The sequence below is a fragment of the Streptomyces sp. NPDC085927 genome (assembly GCF_044540975.1).
Classification (GTDB): Bacteria; Actinomycetota; Actinomycetes; order Streptomycetales; family Streptomycetaceae; genus Streptomyces; species Streptomyces hirsutus.
Window position 1 is genome coordinate 776704 of record NZ_JBITSN010000001.1, and the last position, 22848, is coordinate 799551.

Annotated in this window: 35 protein-coding genes and 1 pseudogene; 2 read left to right on the top strand and 34 right to left on the bottom strand. The window is 67.6% G+C overall.

The features are described 5' to 3' along the window. Positions 1 to 205 precede the first annotated feature (205 nt). The gene (locus ACIF80_RS03485; RefSeq protein WP_399798806.1) at positions 206 to 1381 is read right to left on the bottom strand and encodes a CapA family protein; all 1176 of its coding nucleotides are present in this window, start codon (positions 1379 to 1381) and stop codon (positions 206 to 208) included. A 200-nt stretch (positions 1382 to 1581) separates the two neighbouring features. Between ACIF80_RS03485 and ACIF80_RS03490 the strand changes: the two genes are divergently transcribed. Next, positions 1582 to 2415 carry a hypothetical protein gene (locus tag ACIF80_RS03490; protein ID WP_399798808.1) on the top strand — a complete coding sequence of 278 codons (834 nt, stop codon included), beginning with the start codon at positions 1582 to 1584 and terminating at the stop codon, positions 2413 to 2415. 49 nt (positions 2416 to 2464) lie between these two features. Here the strand turns inward: ACIF80_RS03490 and truA are convergent, their stop codons facing one another. From truA to rpsJ, 31 genes are all read right to left on the bottom strand, one after another. Further along, positions 2465 to 3328 carry a tRNA pseudouridine(38-40) synthase TruA gene (gene truA, locus ACIF80_RS03495; protein WP_399798810.1) on the bottom strand — a complete coding sequence of 288 codons (864 nt, stop codon included), beginning with the start codon at positions 3326 to 3328 and terminating at the stop codon, positions 2465 to 2467. 73 nt (positions 3329 to 3401) lie between these two features. Beyond that, positions 3402 to 3917, bottom strand: a complete 516-nt coding sequence (gene rplQ, locus ACIF80_RS03500; RefSeq protein WP_399798812.1) for a 50S ribosomal protein L17 — start codon at positions 3915 to 3917, stop codon at positions 3402 to 3404. A 114-nt stretch (positions 3918 to 4031) separates the two neighbouring features. After that, positions 4032 to 5054: a DNA-directed RNA polymerase subunit alpha gene (locus ACIF80_RS03505; protein ID WP_042165128.1), complete on the bottom strand. Its 1023-nt coding sequence runs from the start codon at positions 5052 to 5054 to the stop codon at positions 4032 to 4034. Positions 5055 to 5234: 180 nt separating this feature from the next. Continuing rightward, positions 5235 to 5639, bottom strand: coding sequence for a 30S ribosomal protein S11 (rpsK, locus tag ACIF80_RS03510; RefSeq protein ID WP_003956432.1), 405 nt, complete (start codon positions 5637 to 5639; stop codon positions 5235 to 5237). 65 nt (positions 5640 to 5704) lie between these two features. Next, the gene (gene rpsM, locus ACIF80_RS03515) at positions 5705 to 6085 is read right to left on the bottom strand and encodes a 30S ribosomal protein S13 (protein WP_031041520.1); all 381 of its coding nucleotides are present in this window, start codon (positions 6083 to 6085) and stop codon (positions 5705 to 5707) included. A 207-nt stretch (positions 6086 to 6292) separates the two neighbouring features. Continuing rightward, complete coding sequence (rpmJ, locus tag ACIF80_RS03520) at positions 6293 to 6406, bottom strand: 50S ribosomal protein L36 (RefSeq protein WP_003974245.1); 114 nt, start codon at positions 6404 to 6406, stop codon at positions 6293 to 6295. A gap of 64 nt (positions 6407 to 6470) precedes the next feature. After that, positions 6471 to 6692: a translation initiation factor IF-1 gene (infA, locus tag ACIF80_RS03525; protein WP_003948620.1), complete on the bottom strand. Its 222-nt coding sequence runs from the start codon at positions 6690 to 6692 to the stop codon at positions 6471 to 6473. Between the two features lie 357 nt (positions 6693 to 7049). After that, on the bottom strand, positions 7050 to 7886 hold the full coding sequence (gene map, locus ACIF80_RS03530) for a type I methionyl aminopeptidase (protein ID WP_399798816.1): 837 nt from the start codon (positions 7884 to 7886) through the stop codon (positions 7050 to 7052). Positions 7887 to 8019: 133 nt separating this feature from the next. Further along, the gene (locus ACIF80_RS03535; protein ID WP_399798819.1) at positions 8020 to 8673 is read right to left on the bottom strand and encodes an adenylate kinase; all 654 of its coding nucleotides are present in this window, start codon (positions 8671 to 8673) and stop codon (positions 8020 to 8022) included. Continuing rightward, positions 8673 to 9986 (bottom strand): preprotein translocase subunit SecY, encoded by a 1314-nt coding sequence (gene secY, locus ACIF80_RS03540; RefSeq protein ID WP_399798821.1) that lies wholly within the window; start codon positions 9984 to 9986, stop codon positions 8673 to 8675. The genes ACIF80_RS03535 and secY overlap by 1 nt, the downstream gene beginning before the upstream one ends. Before the next feature lie 232 nt (positions 9987 to 10218). Further along, on the bottom strand, positions 10219 to 10674 hold the full coding sequence (gene rplO, locus ACIF80_RS03545) for a 50S ribosomal protein L15 (protein WP_023547373.1): 456 nt from the start codon (positions 10672 to 10674) through the stop codon (positions 10219 to 10221). A 2-nt stretch (positions 10675 to 10676) separates the two neighbouring features. Then, entirely contained in the window at positions 10677 to 10859 is a 183-nt protein-coding gene (gene rpmD, locus ACIF80_RS03550; RefSeq protein ID WP_042165115.1) for a 50S ribosomal protein L30, read from the bottom strand. Positions 10860 to 10861: 2 nt separating this feature from the next. Then, a complete protein-coding gene (gene rpsE, locus ACIF80_RS03555) occupies positions 10862 to 11467 on the bottom strand; it encodes a 30S ribosomal protein S5 (RefSeq protein WP_007494753.1) in 606 nt (201 codons plus the stop codon). Positions 11468 to 11508: 41 nt separating this feature from the next. Beyond that, a complete protein-coding gene (gene rplR, locus ACIF80_RS03560) occupies positions 11509 to 11892 on the bottom strand; it encodes a 50S ribosomal protein L18 (protein WP_042165110.1) in 384 nt (127 codons plus the stop codon). 3 nt (positions 11893 to 11895) lie between these two features. After that, entirely contained in the window at positions 11896 to 12435 is a 540-nt protein-coding gene (gene rplF, locus ACIF80_RS03565; protein ID WP_399798824.1) for a 50S ribosomal protein L6, read from the bottom strand. 24 nt (positions 12436 to 12459) lie between these two features. Then, positions 12460 to 12858, bottom strand: coding sequence for a 30S ribosomal protein S8 (gene rpsH, locus ACIF80_RS03570; RefSeq protein WP_013001411.1), 399 nt, complete (start codon positions 12856 to 12858; stop codon positions 12460 to 12462). 237 nt (positions 12859 to 13095) lie between these two features. Further along, the gene (locus ACIF80_RS03575; protein WP_003948630.1) at positions 13096 to 13281 is read right to left on the bottom strand and encodes a type Z 30S ribosomal protein S14; all 186 of its coding nucleotides are present in this window, start codon (positions 13279 to 13281) and stop codon (positions 13096 to 13098) included. A gap of 5 nt (positions 13282 to 13286) precedes the next feature. Then, positions 13287 to 13844, bottom strand: coding sequence for a 50S ribosomal protein L5 (gene rplE / locus ACIF80_RS03580; protein WP_055592170.1), 558 nt, complete (start codon positions 13842 to 13844; stop codon positions 13287 to 13289). Further along, entirely contained in the window at positions 13844 to 14167 is a 324-nt protein-coding gene (gene rplX / locus ACIF80_RS03585) for a 50S ribosomal protein L24 (protein WP_042165101.1), read from the bottom strand. The genes rplE and rplX overlap by 1 nt, the downstream gene beginning before the upstream one ends. Before the next feature lie 2 nt (positions 14168 to 14169). Beyond that, positions 14170 to 14538: a 50S ribosomal protein L14 gene (gene rplN, locus ACIF80_RS03590; RefSeq protein WP_003992364.1), complete on the bottom strand. Its 369-nt coding sequence runs from the start codon at positions 14536 to 14538 to the stop codon at positions 14170 to 14172. A 107-nt stretch (positions 14539 to 14645) separates the two neighbouring features. Further along, on the bottom strand, positions 14646 to 14933 hold the full coding sequence (rpsQ, locus tag ACIF80_RS03595; RefSeq protein ID WP_055570326.1) for a 30S ribosomal protein S17: 288 nt from the start codon (positions 14931 to 14933) through the stop codon (positions 14646 to 14648). Beyond that, the gene (rpmC, locus tag ACIF80_RS03600; RefSeq protein ID WP_030831683.1) at positions 14933 to 15157 is read right to left on the bottom strand and encodes a 50S ribosomal protein L29; all 225 of its coding nucleotides are present in this window, start codon (positions 15155 to 15157) and stop codon (positions 14933 to 14935) included. Before rpmC ends, rpsQ begins: the two co-directional genes overlap by 1 nt. Next, positions 15157 to 15576 carry a 50S ribosomal protein L16 gene (gene rplP, locus ACIF80_RS03605; protein WP_004927269.1) on the bottom strand — a complete coding sequence of 140 codons (420 nt, stop codon included), beginning with the start codon at positions 15574 to 15576 and terminating at the stop codon, positions 15157 to 15159. The genes rpmC and rplP overlap by 1 nt, the downstream gene beginning before the upstream one ends. 5 nt (positions 15577 to 15581) lie before the next feature. Beyond that, a complete protein-coding gene (gene rpsC / locus ACIF80_RS03610) occupies positions 15582 to 16409 on the bottom strand; it encodes a 30S ribosomal protein S3 (protein ID WP_010986347.1) in 828 nt (275 codons plus the stop codon). Then, positions 16409 to 16756 (bottom strand): 50S ribosomal protein L22, encoded by a 348-nt coding sequence (rplV, locus tag ACIF80_RS03615; RefSeq protein WP_030619142.1) that lies wholly within the window; start codon positions 16754 to 16756, stop codon positions 16409 to 16411. The genes rpsC and rplV overlap by 1 nt, the downstream gene beginning before the upstream one ends. Before the next feature lie 42 nt (positions 16757 to 16798). Continuing rightward, positions 16799 to 17080, bottom strand: coding sequence for a 30S ribosomal protein S19 (gene rpsS, locus ACIF80_RS03620; RefSeq protein WP_003948639.1), 282 nt, complete (start codon positions 17078 to 17080; stop codon positions 16799 to 16801). Positions 17081 to 17092: 12 nt separating this feature from the next. Beyond that, entirely contained in the window at positions 17093 to 17929 is an 837-nt protein-coding gene (gene rplB, locus ACIF80_RS03625; protein ID WP_399798832.1) for a 50S ribosomal protein L2, read from the bottom strand. A 40-nt stretch (positions 17930 to 17969) separates the two neighbouring features. Further along, on the bottom strand, positions 17970 to 18389 hold the full coding sequence (gene rplW / locus ACIF80_RS03630; protein ID WP_399798834.1) for a 50S ribosomal protein L23: 420 nt from the start codon (positions 18387 to 18389) through the stop codon (positions 17970 to 17972). Continuing rightward, positions 18389 to 19048, bottom strand: a complete 660-nt coding sequence (gene rplD, locus ACIF80_RS03635) for a 50S ribosomal protein L4 (RefSeq protein WP_399798837.1) — start codon at positions 19046 to 19048, stop codon at positions 18389 to 18391. Before rplD ends, rplW begins: the two co-directional genes overlap by 1 nt. Positions 19049 to 19056: 8 nt before the next feature. Next, positions 19057 to 19701 carry a 50S ribosomal protein L3 gene (gene rplC, locus ACIF80_RS03640; protein WP_399798840.1) on the bottom strand — a complete coding sequence of 215 codons (645 nt, stop codon included), beginning with the start codon at positions 19699 to 19701 and terminating at the stop codon, positions 19057 to 19059. Between the two features lie 18 nt (positions 19702 to 19719). Further along, a complete protein-coding gene (gene rpsJ, locus ACIF80_RS03645; protein ID WP_003948644.1) occupies positions 19720 to 20028 on the bottom strand; it encodes a 30S ribosomal protein S10 in 309 nt (102 codons plus the stop codon). A 697-nt stretch (positions 20029 to 20725) separates the two neighbouring features. Between rpsJ and ACIF80_RS03650 the strand changes: the two are divergent. Then, a pseudogene (locus ACIF80_RS03650) lies at positions 20726 to 20896 on the top strand (DNA-binding response regulator); the annotation flags it as partial. Positions 20897 to 20920: 24 nt separating this feature from the next. Here ACIF80_RS03650 and ACIF80_RS03655 read toward each other — a convergent pair. Together ACIF80_RS03655 and gdhA are read right to left on the bottom strand one after the other, a co-directional pair. Continuing rightward, positions 20921 to 21253, bottom strand: a complete 333-nt coding sequence (locus tag ACIF80_RS03655) for a cupin domain-containing protein (protein ID WP_399798842.1) — start codon at positions 21251 to 21253, stop codon at positions 20921 to 20923. Between the two features lie 133 nt (positions 21254 to 21386). Further along, positions 21387 to 22742, bottom strand: a complete 1356-nt coding sequence (gene gdhA, locus ACIF80_RS03660) for an NADP-specific glutamate dehydrogenase (RefSeq protein ID WP_399798845.1) — start codon at positions 22740 to 22742, stop codon at positions 21387 to 21389. Positions 22743 to 22848: the final 106 nt, after the last annotated feature.

The window sequence follows — 22848 nt, forward strand, 5'->3', positions numbered from 1 at the left end:
CCGCCCGTCTGCGGCTGCGGCGCCGCTTCTGTGCCGTGGGCGGCGCGACATGGCTCGATGTCACCGGTGGTCTTCCTTGGTCTTTACGCGGGTGCCGGGCGTACGCCGGCGCACCAGGACCGCGGCCGTGCGACGTCGTCACTGAATAGACTGATAAACGCCGACAAGGTTGTATCCCCGGCGCGGACTTCTGATGTGGGGCCGGTCACTTCTCCAGCGAGAGCTGCTCGAGGCCGTCGCCGCCGGGGGCGCCCCGGTTGTAGAGGAAGCCCCGGGTGCGGTCGATCGCCAGCCGGTAGCGGGCGAGCCGCTCCTCGGACAGGTCGCCCGGCTTGTCGAGCATCAGCTGGGCGTCCACCAGTCGGAGGTCCTGCACAGCGCCGTCGGGCACTTCCTCCTCGTCCTCCACCTCCGGCGGGATGTCCACCAGCGTGGTGCGGTAGCGCGCCTTCACGTCCCAGCCCTCGGTCGTCTCCTGAAACTCGAACCAGCCGAGAGCCCCCTCCTCGGTCAGCCCCGTCGGCGAGGAGTGCCGGGCCACGTGGTTGCCGAGGCTGTAGGCCACCCAGGTGCCGTTCACCTTCTGGATCGGCTGAACGACATGGGCGTGATGTCCGATCACGAGGTCGATGCCGGTGTCCTCGCCGATGCGTTCCGCCAACCGAAGCTGCGCGACGCCCGGCTCGTTGTAGTGCTCGGCACCCCAGTGGATCGACAGGAGTACCACTTCGGCGCCCTGGTCACGGGCCTCGGTCTCGGCCTTCTTGATCGCCGCCAGGTCGGTCCCGTTGAACGCCCAGCTCTGCTTCTCGGGCACCGGGTGAACAAACGACTCCCACGAGTAGGAGAGGTGCGCGACCTTGACACCCTCGACGTCACGGATGTTGATCCGCTTCGATTCCTTGACCGACCGTGCCGACCCCGTGTGCCCGAGGCCCACGTCGTCCATGGCGTCCAGCGTGCGCCGTACGCCGTCCATCCCGTGGTCGAACGTGTGGTTGGAGGCGGTCGAGCAGGTGTCGTAGCCCACGTCCTTCAGTGACGTCAGGACCTGCGGCGGGACCAGGAACTCCGGGTAGCCCTCGAAGGGGCCCTCCGGCTTGCCCACGGGGGTTTCCATGTGGCAGATCGCCAGGTCCGCCTTACTGATGACAGGCTTCACTCCGGCGAGCAGCGGCCCGAAGTCCAGCCCCTTCTCTCCCTTGCCGGTCACTTTCGCGTCCTTGGCCGCCTGTTCGACCAGCTCGGGGTGGATGAGCACATCACCCGTGGCCGCGACGGTGAACGAGCGTCCTCCCGGCTTGGCCTGGGGCTCCACCGAACCGTCGGCGGTACCGCACGAAGCCAGCAGCCCGGTCAGTGCGACCAGGGTGGCGGCCACCCGAACCTTAGGGAGAGACTTACGCAGTGTCACACGGTCATATTCACATGGTCCCCACACCCACTGCGCCAATTACCATTACGAGACAGTCACGTTTCTTTCCAATTATCGCCCTAGTGCTACTTGTTCTCACCATGACGAGTTGCCAGGTGAACACGGGGGAAAAACCGGAGGAAAATGTTCCGACATCCCGGGAACTGGTGGACCTCCGCAGCCGCATCCTCACGTACACGAAGACCTTCAAGCCCGACGGCCCCTACACGCCTCCCGATGCCGACCAGCGCGACCGGCTCGCCCGCGGAATCGGACGGCTCCTGGACCAGGACGTGCGGAAGGCGGACGAACTCCTCGCCCCGACCGGCCTGCGCGTCACCCGGCTCACCGACACCGCGACCGGCCGGCGTTACGACGAGGTCGCCGCCTCGGGCAAGGGCGCGAGCGCACGGTGGGGGCGGCTGTACCTGAACGCGGACTCCCCGGTCCGCTGGAGTGCCCAGGTGCCGCACCCCGTCTCCGACCGGGCGACCGAGTCGCTCGGCCTGCGGCTGCTGGAGGACAACCCGGGCGGCGCGCTCGTCCTGGCCGGCGCCCACCGCCGGGCGGGCGACGGCGACGACAGCGACCGCGTCGCGGATGTGGCCCACCGTGAGGACAGCGCCTTCCACCTGATCGTCGTGGAGCTGCAGAAGCGCGGGGTGCCCGGCATCCAGCTGCACGGCTTCGCCGAGGCCTCCGCGAAGCGCTACGACGCGATCCTCTCCGGCGGTGCCGCGCAGAGCGCGCCCGGTGAGGCGTCCGCGCTGGCCGACCGCCTGGAGGCGGACGGGCTGCGGGTCTGCCGGGGCTGGTCGGCCCACTGCCCCCTGGAGGGCGCCTCCAACGTCCAGGGCAAGGCCGCGCAGCAGCACCACGCGGTCTTCCTGCACCTGGAACTCGCCCCGGACGGCCGCGGCGAAGGACCCCGCTCCCAGGAGGTCGTGGACGCCCTGTCGGGACTGCTCACGACCTGGGCGGAGAAAGGAGCGGGAAGCTGAGCGGAGCGTCGGGCAAGGAGTCGGGCGGGGAGCCGGGCCGGACCCGGGGTCAGCAGCACCGGGCCGGCGGAGCCGGCAACGACCGCTTGTTGCGGGCCTCCTTGGAACGGGCGGCCAGGAGGTCGTCGGACGGATAACCGACCTCCTCCAGGGTCAGCCCGTGCGGACGCACCACGTGCACCGCCGAGTCCCGTACGCCCGCCGCCAGCACCTTGCCCGGCCAGTCGGGCGCCCGGTGGCCGTCGCCGACGAACAGCAGCGCCCCGATCAGCGAGCGCACCATGTTGTGGCAGAAGGCGTCGGCCCGGACCGTCGCCGTGATCACCCCGTCCGCGCCGCGCACCAGGCTCAGTTCCTGGAGCGTACGGATGGTCGTCGCGCCCTCCCGCCGCTTGCAGTACGCGGCGAAGTCGTGCTCCCCCAGCAGCCGGCCCGCCGCCTCGTTCATGGCGTCGACGTCCAGCGGCCAGTCGTGCCACAGCACATGGCCGCGCAGCAGCGGGTCCACCCCGCCGGGGTGGTCGGTGACGCGGTACGCGTAGCGCCGCCAGACCGCGGAGAAACGGGCGTTGAATCCCGCCGGGGCCTCGGTGAGGGACCAGATCCGCACGTCGCGGGCCAGCCGTCCCGCGAGCCGCTTGAGCAGCTTCTCCCGGTGCTGCTCCCACAGTTCGGCCGGGAGGTCGACATGGGCCACCTGCCCGCGGGCGTGCACCCCGGCGTCGGTCCGTCCCGCCACGGTCAGTTCGTACGTCGTCTCCCCGGACCGCGTGACGGTCCGCAGGGCGTCCTCGATCTCCCCCTGCACGGTCCGCCGGCCCCCGGCCTGCTTGGCCCAGCCGGAGAACTCGGTCCCGTCGTAGGAGAGATCCAGGCGGATACGGACGTGTCCGGGCTGCGCTTCGTCACTCACGTACAGATCCTCTCAGGCATACGAAAGCGGGCCCGCCCCGGGAAGGGCGGACCCGCTTCGGCGAGACAGTGCCTCAGGCGTCCTTGGACTCCTCGGCCGGGGCCTCGGCGGCCTCGTCCTTGGTGTCCTCGGGCTTCGCGTCCTCGACGGCCGCGTCCTTCGTGAGGGCGTCTTCCTTGACCGCGCGCTTGGTCGCGGCCTCGGCCTCACCGGTGGCCTCCTGGGCGACCGTCAGGGCCTCGACCAGCTCGATGACGGCCATGGGCGCGTTGTCGCCACGACGGTTACCGATCTTGGTGATACGGGTGTAACCACCCGGCCGGTTCTCGTACCGCGGGCCGATCTCGGTGAAGAGCGTGTGCACGATGCTCTTGTCCGTGATGACCTGGAGCACCTGGCGGCGGTTGTGAAGGTCGCCCTTCTTCGCCTTGGTGACCAGACGCTCGGCGTACGGACGCAGCTTGCGCGCCTTCGCCTCGGTGGTGGTGATCCGGCCGTGCTCGAAGAGCGCCTTCGCGAGGTTCGCGAGGAGGAGCTTCTCGTGCGCGGCGCTGCCGCCCATACGGGCACCCTTGGTGGGCTTCGGCATGGTGTCTCTCCTAGGTGTCTGCCCCGGCCGTATCAGGTACCGGGGTCAGTATCCGAGCAGGCGGTCGCCTGTCGGAGATCCGGGGCGTCCCCGAAGGGAAGCCCCGGAAGAGGCTCAGTACTGCTCGGTCTCGACGAACCCGGCGTCCGCGTCGTCGTCCGCCCCGAAGGCGTCCGCGGCGGCGGTCGGGTCGAATCCGGGCGGGCTGTCCTTCAGCGCCAGGCTCATACCGGCCAGCTTCGCCTTGACCTCGTCGATCGACTTCGCACCGAAGTTGCGAATGTCGAGGAGGTCGGCCTCGGAGCGGGCGACGAGCTCACCCACGGAGTGGATGCCCTCACGCTTGAGGCAGTTGTACGAGCGGACCGTGAGCTCCAGCTCCTCGATCGGCAGCGCCAGATCGGCGGCGAGAGCGGCGTCCGTCGGGGACGGGCCCATGTCGATGCCCTCGGCGTCGATGTTGAGCTCGCGGGCCAGACCGAACAGCTCGACCAGGGTCTTACCGGCCGACGCCATGGCGTCACGCGGACGCATGGCCTGCTTGGTCTCGACGTCGACGATCAGCTTGTCGAAGTCGGTGCGCTGCTCGACACGGGTCGCCTCGACCTTGTACGTGACCTTCAGCACGGGGCTGTAGATGGAGTCGACCGGGATACGGCCGATCTCCTGGCCCACCTGCTTGTTCTGCACGGCGGAGACGTAGCCGCGACCGCGCTCGACGGTCAGCTCCATCTCCAGCTTGCCCTTGCCGTTGAGCGTGGCGAGGACGAGGTCGGGGTTGTGCACCTCGACACCGGCCGGGGGCGCGATGTCGGCGGCGGTGACCTGACCCGGGCCCTGCTTGCGCAGGTACATCACCACGGGCTCGTCGTGCTCGGAGGAGACGACCAGCTGCTTGATGTTGAGGATCAGGTCGGTGACGTCCTCCTTGACGCCCGGCACGGTGGTGAACTCGTGCAGGACGCCGTCGATGCGGATGCTGGTGACAGCAGCGCCGGGGATCGACGACAGGAGGGTGCGGCGGAGGGAGTTGCCGAGGGTGTAGCCGAAGCCCGGCTCCAGCGGCTCGATCACGAACCGGGACCGGAACTCGTCGACGACCTCTTCGGTCAACGAGGGACGCTGAGCGATCAGCATGTGTGGATCCTTCTTTCGTGGACGCCCGCTATTTGACGTCCGACGGAAACCGCACCCGGTGAGGAGTGCGGGCACTGCAAGGGTACGGGCGGTACGGCCCGTATACGGAGCGTACCGCCCGAAAAATCACTGCCTGCGTGGCGCCGGCCGGGTCAAGGACTCGGACGCGACGCGGCCGCATCAGACGCGGCGACGCTTCGGCGGGCGGCAGCCGTTGTGCGGGGTCGGGGTGACGTCCTGGATGGAGCCGACCTCGAGACCGGTCGCCTGGAGCGAACGGATGGCGGTCTCACGACCGGAACCCGGGCCCTTGACGAACACGTCGACCTTGCGCATGCCGTGCTCCTGGGCGCGGCGGGCAGCCGACTCGGCGGCCATCTGCGCGGCGAACGGCGTGGACTTCCGGGAGCCCTTGAAGCCGACGTGGCCGGCGGAGGCCCAGGAGATCACGTTGCCGGACGGGTCCGTGATGGAGACGATCGTGTTGTTGAACGTGCTCTTGATGTGCGCGTGGCCGTGAGCGACGTTCTTCTTTTCCTTGCGGCGCACCTTCTTGGCAGCGCCCTGACGTCCCTTGGGGGGCATCTACTAACTCCTACGGGAGGTGGTCGGTCCTTCAGCGAAGACCGTGGACAGGTGTCCGCTGCGGACTACTTCTTGCCCGGCTTCTTCTTGCCGGCGATGGCGCGACGCGGGCCCTTGCGGGTACGCGCGTTGGTGCTGGTGCGCTGACCGCGGACGGGCAGACCGCGACGGTGACGCAGACCCTGGTAGGTGCCGATCTCGACCTTGCGGCGGATGTCGGCCTGGATCTCGCGACGGAGGTCACCCTCGGTCTTGATGTTGTTGTCCACGAACTCGCGGATCGCGACGAGCTGCTCCTCGGAGAGGTCGCGAACGCGGGTGTTCGGGTCGACGCCGACAGCGGCCAGCGTCTGCTGCGAGAGCGTTCGGCCGATGCCGAACACGTAGGTGAGGGCGATCTCCACGCGCTTTTCGCGCGGGATGTCAACACCGGAAACGCGTGCCATTCAATGGCTCCAGTTTGTTGTCGGAGGTCTTCCACAGAACCGTCTCCCAGCCGCCGTCCCCGCCTGCTTCGACGATTTGGTACGGACTGGGTCCCCGGCCTCCGAGCCAGGGGTGTCGAGCCGGAAGGCTCGGGCTCTGCGTATGAACGTGTGTTGCTCGCGTCGCGCGAAGTTCTGCGGGAAGTCGCAGAGGGTGGATCGTGCGGTTCAGCCCTGGCGCTGCTTGTGGCGCGGGTTGTCGCAGATGACCATGACCCGGCCGTGACGGCGGATCACCCTGCACTTGTCGCAGATCTTCTTGACGCTCGGCTTGACCTTCATGGGATTGAAGTTCTCCGGGCTCAGTGCCCCCGCATCACAAGGAGAGGGGGCAAGATCTACTTGCTCACTTGTACCGGTAGACGATCCGGCCACGGGTCAGGTCGTACGGAGAGAGCTCCACCACGACCCGGTCGTCAGGGAGGATGCGGATGTAGTGCATACGCATCTTGCCGCTGATGTGTGCCAGAACCTGGTGGCCGTTCTGGAGCTCGACCTTGAACATGGCGTTCGGAAGAGACTCGACGACAGTGCCCTCGATCTCGATGGCACCTTGCTTCTTGGCCACGCTTCGCCCTTCGAATCGACTACCTTGATCGGCTCTGCCGCGCACCGCACATGCATGACGTGCATGCAGACATGCGGGTGCACAAGAGCCGACGAGTCAGTCTACGTCAGGGGCCCCCGGAAAGACGAATCGGGAAAGTCTGCCCCACCCACGAGATCCTTAACCCGTCGGCTTCCGCGAGCACCGGGGTTCATCCCGGCGGATCCGGTGCGGCCGTGGTCCCGTCCGTCGTGGTGACGGTCCGGCCGGCCCTTCCTGAACGCCCCTCTCGCGGGCGTGGCGCCAGGGGCGCCCCACAGGCTTCGAACGGCTGCGCCGGCCCCCGGTCGGCGGCGGCGGTCCCGGCGAGGGCCGTCCTCAGGCAAGCGGGTCCGGCGCCGCCGTGATCCCGTGCTCGGCCAGCTTCGCCTTCCCGCCGTCCGGGGCGGTCAGCACCAGCGGGCCCGCCTCCGTCAGCGCGACGGAGTGCTCCCAGTGCGAGGACCAGGTCCCGTCCGTCGTGATGACGGTCCAGTCGTCCTCCAGCACCTGCGTCTTCGCCGTGCCCAGCGAGACCATCGGCTCGATGGCCAGGCAGAAGCCCGGGACCAGCTTGGGTCCCTTGCCCCGGCGGCGTTCGACGTAGTTCAGCAGATGCGGGTCCATGTGCATCTCGGTGCCGATGCCGTGGCCGCCGTAGTCCTCGATGATCCCGTAACGCCCGCCGCCGGGCTTGGGCTGCCGGCGGATGTAGGTCTCGATGGCGCGGGAGACGTCGACCAGCCGGTTGCCCAGCTTCATGGCCGCGATGCCGGCCCACATCGACTCCTCGGTCACCCGGGACAGCTCGACCAGCTCCGGCGCGTGCCCGGACCCGACGAAGGCCGTGTAGGCCGCGTCCCCGTGCCAGCCGTCGATGATGGCGCCGCAGTCGATGGAGATGACGTCCCCGTCCTTGAGGACCACCTCGTCGGAGGGGATGCCGTGGACGACGACCTCGTTGACGGAGGTGCAGATCGTCGCGGGGAAGCCGCCGTAACCGAGGAAGTTGGGTTTCGCGTCGTGCTCCGCGAGCACCTTGCGGGCGACCTGGTCCAGGTCCTTCGTCGTGGCCCCGGGCACGGCCGCCTCGCGGGTGGCCGCGTGAATGGCAGCGACCACCAGCCCCGCCTCACGCATCTTGGCGATCTGCTCGGGGGTCTTGATCTGCACCATGAGGACGACGGCCTTTCTGGACCGGAGAGAGTACGGACACCGTCAACGATACGGGGGACGGCGTCCGCGCCCGCTCCCCCGCACACACGTCGGCCGCGGCTCCCCGCAGGGAACCGCGGCCGGACGGGCACAGCTACTGGTCCTGCTTGAGCGCCTCCAGCGCGCGCCCGGTGACCTCGTCCACCGGACCCATCGCCCCGATCGTCACCACGAGGCCCTGGGCCTTGTAGTAGTCGATGATCGGCTCGGTCTGCGTGTGGTAGACCTCCAGCCGGGTGCGCACCGTCTCCTCGGAGTCGTCGTCACGCTGGTACAGCTCGCCGCCGCAGACGTCGCAGACGCCTTCTTTGGCCGGCTTGCTGTACGTCACGTGGAAGACGTGGCTGGAGTCCTTGCGGCAGATCCGCCGTCCGGCGATCCGCTTGACCACCTCGGCCTCGGGGGCCTCCAGGTCCAGCACCGCGTCCAGCGTGATGCCCTCGGTCTCCAGCAGCTCGTCCAGCGCCTCGGCCTGGGAGACGTTCCTCGGGAAGCCGTCCAGCAGGAAGCCGGCCTCGGCGTCCGGCTGCTCCATGCGGTCCTTCGCCATGGCGATGGTGACCTCGTCCGGCACCAGGTTGCCCGCGTCCATGTAGGACTTCGCGAGCTTGCCCAGCTCGGTCTGCCGGCTGATGTTGGCGCGGAACAGATCGCCGGTGGAGATGTGGGGGATGCTCAGCTTCTCGGCTAGGCGGGTGGCCTGCGTGCCTTTCCCAGCACCGGGCGGCCCGACGAGGACGATTCGCATCAGCGGAGGAACCCTTCGTAATTGCGCTGCTGGAGCTGGCTCTCGATCTGCCTCACCGTCTCGAGACCGACACCCACGATGATGAGGATGCTGGTCCCGCCGAACGGGAAGTTCTGGTTTGCCCCGAAACCGGCCAACGCCATCGTCGGCACGAGAGAGATCAGACCCAAGTACAGCGAACCCGGCCAGGTGATCCGGTTGAGTACGTAGCTCAGGTACTCAGCGGTCGGTCGGCCAGCCCGGATGCCCGGGATGAAACCACCATACTTCTTCATGTTGTCAGCGACTTCTTCGGGGTTGAAGGTAATCGCCACATAGAAGAATGCGAAGAACACGATCAAGAAGAAGTACAGAATGATATGCGCCGTGGCGCCCGTGTCGGCCAGGTTGTTCGTGACCCACGTCGCCCAGCCCGCGGTGGAGCTGGAGAACTGGACGATCAGCGCCGGGATGTAGAGCAGCGACGAGGCGAAGATGACGGGGATGACACCCGCCTGGTTCACCTTGAGGGGGATGTAGGTCGACGTGCCGCCGTAGGAACGGCGGCCGATCATGCGCTTTGCGTACTGCACGGGAATCCGGCGCTGCGCCTGCTCGACGAAGACGACCAGGCCGACCATGACCAGACCGACGAGCATGACCGTGCCGAACTCGATCCAGCCGTCCGCCAGGCTGCCCTGCTCCTTGATGGCCCACAGGGCGGAGGGGAAGGTGGCGGCGATCGAGATGAACATCAGCATCGACATGCCGTTGCCGATGCCGCGGTCGGTGATCAGCTCACCGAGCCACATCACGGCGGCCGTGCCGGCGGTCATCGTGATGACCATGGTGATGGTCACGAACATCGACTGGTCGGGGACGATCTCGCTCGCCACCGGGCAGCCCTGGAAGAGGGCGCCGCTGCGGGCGGTGGCCACCAGGCCGGTGCCCTGCAGGACGGCGAGCGCCACCGTCAGGTAACGGGTGTACTGCGTGATCTTCGCGGTACCGGCCTGGCCCTCCTTCTTCAGGGCCTCCAGCCGCGGGATCACCACGGTCAGCAGCTGCAGAATGATGCTCGCCGTGATGTACGGCATGATGCCCAGCGCGAAGACCGTGATCTGCAGCAGCGCGCCGCCGCTGAACATGTTGACCAGCCCGAACAGGCCCTGGTTCGCCTGGGCCGCGTCGATACAGGTCTGCACGTTCCGGTAATCGACACCGGGAATCGGCACGTTCGTGCCGATCCGGTACACCACGATGATGCCGAGTGTGAACAGCAGTTTCTTGCGCAGGTCGGGCGTCTTGAACGCCCGGGCGAACGCGGTGAGCACGGTGCCTCCTGCGACCCCCGCGCAACCGCGTCAAGGGTGATGGTCTTGAGGTTCGACGAATACGTAACGGTCAACCTTCGCCCGAAGTGCCCGCGTGGGGCGCCCGGGGAAAGTGGGCAGTGCAGGCCACCTTACCGGCGGACCACCGCCCTAGGAACGACCAACCGGGGATACCCCATATGTGGGGTATCCCCGGTCGGGATCGCTCAAGTCATCAGCACGCCTGAGTGGTTCAGACGAGCTCGGTGACGGTACCGCCGGCGGCGGTGATCTTCTCCTTGGCGGAGCCGGAGACGGCGTCGACCGTCACCTGCAGTGCCACGGAGATCTCGCCCTGGCCGAGGACCTTGACGAGGCTGTTCTTGCGAACGGCCCCCTTGGCCACCAGACCCTCGACGGTGACCTCGCCACCCTCGGGGTAGAGCGCGGCCAGCTTGTCGAGGTTCACGACCTGGAACTCGGTCTTGAACGGGTTCTTGAAGCCCTTCAGCTTCGGGAGACGCATGTGAAGGGGCATCTGGCCACCCTCGAAGCGCTCCGGAACCTGGTAACGGGCCTTGGTGCCCTTCGTACCACGACCGGCCGTCTTACCCTTGGACGCCTCACCACGACCCACACGGGTCTTGGCGGTCTTGGCGCCCGGGGCGGGACGGAGGTTGTGGATCTTGAGCGGGTTCTGCTCCGCCATGATCAGTCGACCTCCTCGACCGTCACGAGGTGGCGGACGGTGTGCACCATGCCGCGGAACTCGGGACGATCCTCCTTGACGACCACGTCGTTGAGCCTCTTCAGGCCCAGCGAACGCAGGGTGTCACGGTGGTTCTGCTTGCTGCCGATGTAGGACTTGACCTGCGTAATCCTGAGCTGCGCCATGATTACGCACCCGCCCCGGCACGTGCACGGAGAAGAGCCGCGGGAGCGACGTCCTCGAGCGGCAGACCGCGGCGGGCCGCGACCTCCTCGGGACGCTGCAGGCCCTTGAGGGCCGCCACGGTCGCGTGCACGATGTTGATCGCGTTGTCGGAGCCGAGCGACTTCGACAGGATGTCGTGGATACCGGCGCACTCGAGCACGGCACGCACCGGACCACCGGCGATAACACCGGTACCCGGGGACGCGGGCTTGAGCAGCACGACGCCGGCAGCCTTCTCACCCTGGATCGGGTGCGGGATGGTGCCCTGGATGCGGGGGACCTTGAAGAAGTGCTTCTTGGCCTCCTCAACACCCTTGGCGATGGCGGCCGGCACCTCCTTGGCCTTGCCGTATCCGACACCCACGGTGCCGTCACCGTCGCCCACCACGACCAGCGCGGTGAAGCTGAAGCGACGACCACCCTTCACAACCTTGGCGACACGGTTGATCGCGACGACGCGCTCAACGTATGCGGTCTTCTCGGCGGCAGCTGCGCCACCGTCACGGCCCTTCCGGTCCCGCCGCTCGCCGCCACCGGCACCGCCACCGCGGCGCTGGGGTCCAGCCATTGGAATTACCTCTCTCTGTTTCCGCTAGCTACGGAACCGACTCAGAACTTGAGTCCGGCTTCGCGGGCGGCGTCCGCCAGGGCGGCGATGCGCCCCGCGTACCGGTTGCCACCGCGGTCGAATACGACAGCCTCGACTCCGGCGGCCTTGGCGCGCTCCGCGACCAGGGCACCGACCTGCTTGGCCTGCGAGGACTTGTCGGCCTCGCCACCGCGGATCGATGCGTCCAGCGTGGACGCCGAAGCCAGCGTGTGGCCCTTCAGGTCGTCGATCACCTGCGCCACGATGTGACGGTTGGAGCGGGTCACGACCAGGCGAGGACGCTCGGCGGTACCAGAGACGTTCTTGCGGATCCGGATGTGACGACGCTTGATAGCAGCACGCTTGTAGGCGTCGCCCTTGAGGATCTTCTGCCCGTATGCCATGGCTTACTTACCCGCCTTTCCGACCTTGCGCCGGATGACTTCGCCCTCGTACTTGACGCCCTTGGCCTTGTACGGGTCGGGCTTGCGCAGCTTGCGGATGTTCGCCGCAACCTCGCCGACCTTCTGCTTGTCGATGCCCTCGACCGAGAACCGGGTCGCGGACTCCACCTTGAAGGTGATGCCCTCGGGGGCCTCGACCAGAATCGGGTGGCTGTAACCGAGAGAGAACTCCAGGTTCGAACCCTTGGCGAGCACGCGGTAACCGACACCGCTGATCTCGAGCTTCTTCACGTAACCCTGGGTCACGCCGGTGATCATGTTCGCCACCAGCGTGCGGGACAGGCCGTGGAGGGCCTTGTTCTGACGCTCGTCGTTGGGGCGAGTGACGTTCAGCACGCCGTCCTCGCCCTTGGCGATCTCGATCGGCGCCACGACGGTGTGGGTCAGCGTGCCCTTCGGGCCCTTGACCGCGACCGTGCGGCCGTCGATGGTGACGTCCACGCCGGCGGGAACCGCGATGGGGAGCTTGCCGATGCGCGACATAGCTGTTTCCTCCGTTCCCTTCTGCTACCAGACGTAGGCGAGGACTTCCCCACCCACGCCCTTCTTGCCGGCCTGCTTGTCGGTGAGGAGCCCGTGCGACGTGGAGATGATCGCCACGCCGAGGCCGCCCAGCACCTTCGGCAGGGAGGTGGACTTCGCGTACACCCGGAGACCGGGCTTGGAGATCCGCTTGATGCCCGCGATGGAGCGCTCACGGTTGGGGCCGAACTTCAGCTCCAGGACGAGGTTCTTGCCGACCTCGGCGTCCTCGACCTTCCAGCCCGTGATGAAGCCCTCCTGCTGGAGGATCTCCGCGATGTGAGACTTGATCTTGGATGCCGGCATCGTCACGGAGTCGTGGTACGCCGAGTTCGCGTTCCGCAGACGAGTCAGCATGTCTGCGATCGGATCAGTCATGGTCATGAATTGGCCTTCGGCCTCTCTCGCCGTGGTTTCCTGGTGCGCCATCCCTCTCCCCGATCCGAGACGGGACGGGTGCGGCGCGGTGGACCTACGGCGTAGTAAGCAAACATTAGCGGGCGCGGCCCGCGTGCGTCCGGGCACGGCAGGTGCCCAACCCCACAAGCCTAAGCCATGCGGAGCAGGCCTCCTGCCGTTCCCCTTGCTTACCGAGAGCCCTGGGAGTCCGGAACTACCGGATTACCAGGAACTCTTGGTCACGCCCGGCAGCTCGCCACGGTGAGCCATCTCACGAAGGCACACGCGGCACAGGCCGAACTTGCGGTACACGGAGTGCGGACGACCGCAGCGCTGGCAACGGGTGTAGCCGCGCACTCCGAACTTGGGCTTGCGAGCAGCCTTCGCGATGAGAGCCTTCTTCGCCATCTCGCTCACGCCTCCTTGAACGGGAAGCCGAGGTGACGGAGAAGGGCACGGCCCTCTTCGTCGTTGGTCGCCGTGGTGACCACGGTGATGTCCATACCCCGGACACGGTCGATCTTGTCCTGGTCGATCTCGTGGAACATGACCTGCTCCGTGAGACCGAAGGTGTAGTTGCCACGGCCGTCGAACTGCTTGGGGGACAGACCACGGAAGTCGCGGATGCGCGGCAGCGCGAGCGACAGGGTGCGGTCCAGGAACTCCCACATGCGGTCGCCACGGAGGGTGACGTGGGCACCGATCGGCTGACCCTCACGCAGCTTGAACTGCGCGATGGACTTGCGGGCCTTGGTGACGGCCGGCTTCTGACCGGTGATCGTGGTGAGGTCGCGCACGGCGCCGTCCATCAACTTCGAGTCGCGGGCGGCGTCGCCCACACCCATGTTGACCACGATCTTGACGAGGCCGGGAACCTGCATGACGTTCTCGTAGGAGAACTGCTCAAGCAGCTTGCCCGCGATCTCCTCGCGGTACTTCGTCTTCAGACGCGGAGTGGTGGTGGTCGTCATCAGATGTCCTCACCCGTCCGCTTGGCAACGCGGATCTTGTTGCCTTCGTCGTCGAAGCGGTAGCCGACGCGGGTGACGACCTTCTGGCCGTCCTTCTCCACGACGAGCTGAACGTTGCTGACGTGGACCGGGGCCTCAGTGGTCACGATCCCGCCGGCCTGCGAACCGCGGGCGGTCGGGGCAGCCTTGGTGTGCTTCTTGACCCGGTTGACGCCCTCGACCAGGACGCGGTCCTCGCGGGGGTAAGCGGCAATGACCTTGCCCTGCTTGCCCTTGTCCTTGCCGGTGACGACCTGGACCAGGTCACCCTTCTTGATCTTCATGCTCACAGCACCTCCGGCGCGAGGGAGATGATCTTCATGAACTTCTTCTCGCGCAGCTCTCGGCCGACCGGGCCGAAGATACGGGTGCCGCGGGGGTCGCCGTCGTTCTTCAGAATGACGGCGGCGTTCTCGTCGAAGCGGATGTACGAGCCGTCCGGACGGCGGCGCTCCTTGACGGTGCGAACGATGACCGCCTTGATGACGTCACCCTTCTTCACGTTGCCACCGGGGATCGCGTCCTTGACGGTGGCGACGATCACGTCACCGATGCCCGCGTAGCGGCGACCGGAGCCACCGAGCACACGGATGCAAAGGATTTCCTTCGCCCCCGTGTTGTCGGCGACGCGCAGTCGCGACTCCTGCTGGATCACGTCTATCTCCTGTTTGTCTGCCGGTTCCCCGGGGGCCGCTCATCTGCTTGAGCGAACGGCCCCCGGAGCCTGGCGGAACTGTCCTGCGAGGAATGCCTCGCAGGAGATTACTTGGCCTTCTCGAGGACCTCGACGATGCGCCAGTGCTTCGTCGCGGACATCGGCCGGGTCTCCATCAGGAGGACACGGTCGCCGACGCCGGCCGAGTTCTGCTCATCGTGGGCCTTGAGCTTGCTCGTGCTGCGGATGACCTTCCCGTACAGCGCGTGCTTCTTGCGGTCCTCGACGGCGACGACGACGGTCTTGTCCATCTTGTCGCTGACGACGATGCCCTCGCGGGTCTTGCGGAAGCCTCGAGCTTCGGTGTTCGTCTCAGTCACGTTGTTCTCGCTCATCAGGCGTTCTCCACCGTTTCGATGCCCAGCTCGCGCTCGCGCATCAGGGTGTAGATCCGCGCGATGTCCTTGCGGACGGCCTTCAGCCGACCGTGGTTCTCGAGCTGTCCGGTCGCCGCCTGGAAGCGGAGGTTGAACAGCTCTTCCTTGGCTTCGCGGAGCTTCGCCAGAAGCTCCTCGTCACCCAGTTCGCGCAGCTCGGACGCCTTGGTACCGGCCGACATCACGCTTCACCTGCCTCGCGCTTGACGATCCGGCACTTCATCGGCAGCTTGTGGGCTGCGCGAGTCAGCGCCTCACGGGCGATCTTCTCGTTGGGGTAGGACAGCTCGAACATGACCCGGCCCGGGTGCACGTTCGCGATCCACCACTCCGGAGAACCCTTACCGGAACCCATGCGGGTCTCGGCAGGCTTCTTCGTCAGGGGACGGTCCGGGTAGATGTTGATCCAGACCTTGCCGCCACGCTTGATGTGGCGGGTCATGGCGATACGGGCCGCCTCGATCTGGCGGTTGGTCACGTACGCCGGCGTGAGGGCCTGAATGCCGTACTCGCCGAACGCGACCGTCGTACCGCCCTTGGCCTGACCACGGCGCTTCGGGTGGTGCTGCTTGCGGTGCTTGACCCTACGGGGGATCAGCATGTCGGTCAGGCCTCCGTTCCGGTGCTCTCAGCCGGAGCGGCAGCCGGAGCCTCGGCCTTGGGGGCCTCGGCAGCGGGAGCCTGCTGCGGCTTGCGACCGCGACCGCCACGCTCGCCACCGCGGCCACCACGGGCCGGGCGGTCAGCGCCGCCACGGGCCGGACGGTTGCCGGCGCGGGCAGCGGCGTTCTCGGCGCGGACCTCGGCGATGTTCTTGACGTCGCCCTTGTAGATCCAGACCTTCACACCGATGCGGCCGAAGGTCGTCTTGGCCTCGAAGAAGCCGTAGTCCACGTTCGCGCGGAGCGTGTGCAGGGGCACGCGGCCCTCGCGGTAGAACTCCGAGCGGGACATCTCGGCGCCGCCGAGGCGGCCACCGCACTGGATCTTGATGCCCTTGGCGCCGGCCTTCATCGCCGACTGCATGCTCTTGCGCATGGCACGGCGGAAGGAGACGCGGGAGGAGAGCTGCTCGGCAACGGCCTGGGCAACCAGCTGAGCGTCGGTCTCGGGGTTCTTGACCTCGAGGATGTTCAGCTGGACCTGCTTGCCCGTGAGCTTCTCGAGGTCGCCGCGGATGCGGTCGGCCTCGGCGCCACGGCGGCCGATGACGATGCCCGGACGCGCGGTGTGGATGTCCACCCGCACACGGTCACGGGTGCGCTCGATCTCCACCTTCGAGATGCCGGCGCGCTCCATGCCGGACGTCATCATCCGACGGATGGCGACGTCTTCCTTGACGTAGTCCTTGTACAGCTTGTCGGCGTACCAGCGCGACTTGAAGTCGGTGGTGATGCCGAGCCGGAACCCATGCGGGTTAACCTTCTGGCCCATTACCGGGTTCCTTCCTTGCTGCTGACGACCACGGTGATGTGGCTGGTCCGCTTGCGGATCCGGTAGGCGCGGCCCTGGGCACGCGGCCGGAACCGCTTAAGGGTCGGGCCCTCGTCGACGTAGGCCTCGGAGATGACGAGGCTGTCGGCGTCGGTGTGGTCGTAGTTGTGCGCGGCGTTGGCAATGGCGCTGTCCAGCACCTTGCCGACCGGCACGCTCGCGGCCTGCGGGGCGAAACGCAGGACCGCCTGAGCCTCCGTGGCATCCATGCCACGGATAAGGTCCACCACTCGGCGGGCCTTCATGGGCGTAACGCGGATGTACCGCGCCTGGGCCCTGGCTTCCATGGTTGTCCTTCCAGTGTCTGTCATGGTCATTCCACCCCGCGTTTAGCGGCGCTTCGACTTCCGGTCGTCCTTGACGTGACCCCGGAAGGTGCGCGTCGGCGAGAACTCGCCGAGCTTGTGGCCGACCATCGACTCGGTGACAAACACCGGAATGTGGGTCTTGCCGTTGTGCACCGCGATCGTGTGGCCGAGCATGGCCGGGACGATCATCGAGCGACGGGACCAGGTCTTGATGACGTTCTTGGTGCCGGCTTCGTTCTGGACATCCACCTTCTTGATCAGGTGGTCGTCGACGAAGGGCCCCTTCTTGAGACTACGCGGCATCTAAACCCGCTCCTAGCGCTTCTTGTTCGTCTTGCGGCGGCGGACGATGTACTTGTTCGACGCCTTCTTGGGCGAACGAGTACGGCCTTCCTTCTTGCCCCACGGGGACACCGGGTGGCGACCACCGGAGGTACGGCCCTCACCACCACCGTGCGGGTGGTCCACCGGGTTCATGACCACACCACGCACGGTCGGGCGGACGCCCAGCCAGCGCTTGCGCCCGGCCTTGCCCCAGTTGATGTTGCTCTGCTCGGCGTTGCCGACCTCGCCGATGGTGGCGCGGCAGCGGACGTCGACCAGGCGGATCTCACCGGAGGGCATGCGCAGGTGGGCCATGGTGCCCTCCTTCGCGAGCAGCTGCACCGAGGCACCCGCGGAGCGGGCGAACTTGGCACCGCCGCCGGGACGCAGCTCGATGGCGTGCAGCGTCGTACCGACCGGGATGTTGCGCAGGGCGAGGTTGTTGCCCGGCTTGATGTCGGCCCCGGGACCGTTCTCGACGCGGTCGCCCTGCTGCAGGTTGCGCGGGGCGAGGATGTAGCGCTTCTCACCGTCGGCGTAGTGCAGCAGCGCGATGCGCGCGGTGCGGTTGGGGTCGTACTCGATGTGCGCGACCTTCGCCGGCACGCCGTCCTTGTCGTGACGACGGAAGTCGATCACACGGTAGGCGCGCTTGTGTCCGCCACCCTGGTGGCGAACGGTCACACGACCTGAGTTGTTACGGCCGCCCTTGCTGTGCAGGGGACGGACCAGCGACTTCTCCGGCGTGGACCGCGTGACCTCGACGAAGTCGGCGACGCTGGAGCCACGACGGCCCGGCGTAGTCGGCTTGTACTTGCGGATTCCCATTTCTCAGTCCTCGTCCGATTCCGGACGATCCGGACCTCCGTCAGGAGGTCGGACCGCCGAAGATGTCGATACGGTCGCCCTCGGCAAGGGTCACGATCGCGCGCTTGGTGCCCGCGCGCTGGCCGAAGCCGGTGCGGGTGCGCTTGCGCTTGCCCTGGCGGTTGATCGTGTTGACCCCGGTGACCTTGACCGAGAAGACCGCCTGCACGGCCTCCTTGATCTCCGTCTTGTTGGAGCCCGGAGCGACGATGAACGTGTACTTGTTCTCGTCGATGAGCGCGTAGCTCTTCTCCGACACGACCGGCTTGATCAGGACGTCACGGGGGTCCGTGTACGCCTTGCTCGCCGGGGTGACGACGGTGTTCTTGCCCTCGGTGGCGTGGCGGCGCGCCTTGACGACGCGCGCGAGCTTGGCCTTCTTCGCCGCCTTGGAGGCGATGGAGGGGTGACGGACTGCCATCAGACCTCGCTCCCTTCGTTGTCGTTGGCCTTGTTCGGGCCGGCGACGAAGGACTCGAAAGCGGCCTTGGTGAAGACCACGTCGTCCGAGACGAGAACGTCGTACGTGTTCAGCTGGCCCGGCTCCAGGATGTGGACCTGGGGCAGGTTGCGGGCGGACAGCCACGCGGCCTCGTCGGCGCGGTCGACGACCAGGAGCAGGTTCTTGCGCTCCGAGATCTTGCCGAACAGCGTCCGGGCGGCCTTCGTGGAGGGGGTCTCGCCCTCGATCACGCCGGTGACGACGTGAATGCGGTCGTGGCGGGCCCGGTCGGTGAGGGCGTGGCGCAGGGCCGCGGCCTTCATCTTCTTCGGGGTCCGCTGCGAGTAGTCGCGCGGCTGCGGGCCGTGGACGACGCCACCGCCGGCGAACTGCGGCGCACGGGTCGAGCCCTGACGGGCACGGCCGGTGCCCTTCTGGCGGTACGGCTTCTTGCCGCCACCACGGACTTCACCGCGACGCTTGGTCTTGTGCGTGCCCTGGCGGGCAGCGGCGTTCTGCGCGACGACGACCTGGTGGATCAGCGGGATGCTGATCTTCTCCACGCCGAAGATCTCCTCGGGGAGCTCGACGCTTCCGGTCTTCTCGCCGGCAGGCGAAAGGATGTCAACAGTGCTCATCGGTTACCTCAGGCCCCCTTGGCCGCGGTGCGGACCAGGACGAGGCCGCCGTTCGGACCGGGAACCGCGCCCTTGATGAGCAGCAGACCCTTCTCCGCGTCAACGGCGTGGACGGTCAGGTTCTGGGTGGTGACCCGCTCGTTGCCCATGCGGCCGGCCATGCGGAGGCCCTTGAACACGCGGCCCGGGGTGGCGCAGCCACCGATGGAGCCGGGGGAGCGGTGCTTGCGCTGGGTGCCGTGTCCGGCGCCGAGGCCCTTGAAGTTGTGACGCTTCATGACACCGGCGAAGCCCTTGCCCTTGCTCTTGCCGGTTACGTCGACCTTGAGGCCGGCCTCGAAGACCTCGGCGGTGACTTCCTGACCGAGCGTGTACTCGGCGGCGTCGGCCGTGCGGATCTCGACGAGGTGGCGGCGGGGGGTGACGTCGGCCTTGGCGAAGTGACCCTTGAGGGGCTTGTTCACCTTGCGCGGGTCGATCTCGCCGAAGGCGATCTGGACGGATTCGTAACCGTCGACATCGTTCGTGCGGACCTGGGTGACGACATTGGGCCCGGCCTTGACGACGGTGACGGGAACAACACGGTTGCTCTCGTCCCACACCTGCGTCATGCCGAGCTTCTCGCCCAGGATGCCCTTGATCTGCTTCGTCATCTCTTCAGATCACCGGCCTCAGAGCTTGATCTCGATGTCGACACCGGCCGGGAGGTCGAGTCGCATCAGAGAGTCAACGGTCTTGGGGGTCGGGTCGAGGATGTCGATCAGACGCTTGTGCGTGCGCATCTCGAAGTGCTCGCGCGAGTCCTTGTACTTGTGCGGCGACTTGATGACGCAGTACACGTTCTTCTCAGTGGGCAGCGGCACCGGGCCCGCGACCGACGCACCAGTACGCGTCACCGTCTCGACGATCTTCTTCGCCGAGGAGTCGATGACCTCGTGGTCGTAGGCCTTGAGCCGGATGCGGATCTTCTGTCCCGCCATGGCTACTTCGTAGTCCTGTCTCTAGTAACGCTCCGGAACCCGATGGTTTTCCTGCTCTGTCACTCACCCTCCCCTCCTCCGACCCACGCGGTCGGGCGTGTCGCGCTCCCGTCGACATGAATGTCCCTTGTCGGAACTTCCCTGCGTGGGAGTGCGGGCCCTTCCGGAACCGCGGGCGGGGGCGAGAGGCCCACCGGGCGCCTGGTCTGCACCCCGCTGACACTTCCCGGAAGATTCCCGTACGTCCGCCCCTACATCTCTCGATGTAATGCATGGGACGACGAGTACTGTGGGACTCGCTTCCGGTCCTCCCGGCGGGAGGCGCGCAGCATCGGCACTCGACCGAGCAACCCCGCTAGTCTGCCATACGGGGCATCTGCCTGGCCAATCGAACGGGAGAGAATACCCCTGGGGTGACGGGGATCAAACCACAGCCGCCCAGTACCGGCTGCTGGGCGGCGCCGCACCCGGACGACACGCGTCAGAAGCCCCATGGCTCGGGACGCGGCGTGAGAGTTCGGTCCTCCGACCAGATCAGGCGGGCCTCCAGGTCGGCGCCCAGGATCTCCCGGAGGCGCTCGACCGCCCAGCCGTTCCGGTGGACGGCTCCCGGAGTCGAACCGGAGAAGCGGGTTGGGGGTGTAGCGGGGATTCGAACCGGCGTCCGTTCCCAGGGGACCTGAAGCAGGTGCCGGACCCGCCGCACGTGATCGTGCTGACGACCTTCGACATGGACGAGTACGTGTACGCGGCCCTGCGCGCCGGCGCCAGTGGCTTCCTGCTCAAGGACACGTCGCCGCGGCGGCTCGTCGAGGCGGCCGGCGTCGTGGCCCGGGGCGAGATGCTCTTCGCCCCGGCCGTGACCCGGCCCTCGGCCCTGCCCGGCGGCGGTTCAGCCCTGCTTGGCGACGGTGAGGAGTACCGCCGCGTCCTCCAGGGCCTCCAGGGCGTGCCGGGCCGGCGGAATGACGATCAGGTCGCCGTCCCGGCCCTCCCACGACGTCTCCCCGCTGGTGAGGCGGACCCGGCCGCGCAGCACCAGCAGGGTCGCCTCGCCGGGGTTCTCGTGCTCGGCGAGGGAGGTGCCGGCGGTCAGCGCGAGGAGGGTCTGGCGCAGGGTGTGCTCGTGGCCGCCGTAGACCGTGCTCGCGCTGCGGCCGGTGGAGGCGGCGGCAGCGCGTTCCAGGTGCTCGCGGGCGAGTGCGTCGAGGGAGAGCTTCTGCATGGGTCCGAGTCTCCACGGCCGGAACGCGCGGGCGCCAGGGCCATGTGGGGTAGTCCCCCGCCGAGCGGGGTGGGGCCGGACCCGAGCGGGGGAAGGGCCTCTGCCTTCCCCCGCCGGTGACGGTCCGGCACCGTCAGATGACGCCCTGCGCCAGCACCGCGTCCGCGACCCGCTCGAAGCCGGCGATGTTCGCGCCCTTGACGTAGTCGCCGGGGGAGCCGTAGCGGTCGGCGGTCTCGGCACACGTGTTGTGGATGTCGGTCATGATGCGGGCCAGCTCGTTCTCGACCTGGTCGGCCTTCCACGTCGTACGCGACGCGTTCTGCGTCATCTCCAGGGCGCTGACCGCGACTCCGCCCGCGTTGGCCGCCTTGCCGGGGCCGAAGGCGACTCCGGCCCGCTGGAGGAGCTGGACCGCTTCCGGTGTCGTGGGCATGTTCGCGCCCTCCGAGACGGCCTTCACGCCGTTGCGGATGAGCGTGGCGGCCGCTTCCTCGTTCAGCTCGTTCTGCGTGGCCGACGGCAGGGCGATGTCGGCCGGGACGTCCCAGACCCGCCCGCCGGGCACGAACCGCGCGGAGGAGCCGCGCCGCTCGGCGTACGTGCTCACCCGGCCGCGCTCGACCTCCTTGATCTGGCAGAGCAGCTCCAGGTCGATGCCCTTCTCGTCGACGACGTAGCCGCTGGAGTCGGAGCAGGTCACCGGGTTGGCGCCGAGGGCGATCAGCTTCTGGATGGTGTAGATCGCGACGTTCCCGGAGCCGGAGACGACCGCGGTCTGGCCCTCGAGGTCCTCGCCGCGCTCGCGCAGCATCGCCTCGGCGAACAGCACGTTGCCGTACCCGGTCGCCTCCGGCCGGATCAGCGAGCCGCCCCAGCCGGCGCGCTTGCCGGTCAGGACGCCGCCCTCCCAGCGGTTGGTGATCCGCCGGTACTGGCCGAACAGGTAGCCGATCTCGCGCGCGCCGACACCGATGTCACCCGCGGGGACGTCGGTGTACTCGCCGATGTGCCGGTACAGCTCCGTCATGAAGGACTGGCAGAAGCGCATGACCTCCGCGTCGCTGCGGCCCTGCGGGTCGAAGTCGCTGCCGCCCTTGCCGCCGCCGATGCCGAGGCCGGTCAGCGCGTTCTTGAAGACCTGCTCGAAGCCGAGGAACTTGATGATCCCCAGGTTCACGGAGGGGTGGAAGCGCAGGCCGCCCTTGTACGGGCCCAGGGCGCTGTTGTATTCGATCCGGAAGCCGCGGTTGACGTGAACCCGGCCCTGGTCGTCCTGCCACGGCACCCGGAAGATGATCTGCCGCTCCGGCTCGATCAGCCGCTCGACGAGCCCCGGGTCCCGGTACTCGGAGCGCGCCGCGAGCGCCGGTCCGAGGCTGTCCAGCACCTCGCGTGCGGCCTGGTGGAACTCGGGTTCCGCCGGATTGCGGCGTACGATTTCGGCGCGGAGGTGTTCGAGCGAGGTGGTGTCGGGTCGCGTCGTCACGGGAGCCCTTTCTGGCACGGCTGCCACCGGAAGCCGGGCAGCCGGTGCATGCGGTGCATCCGGTCTGATCCGCTTCGGTGAGGGGTGGCGCTCGGCGCCGTTGCCG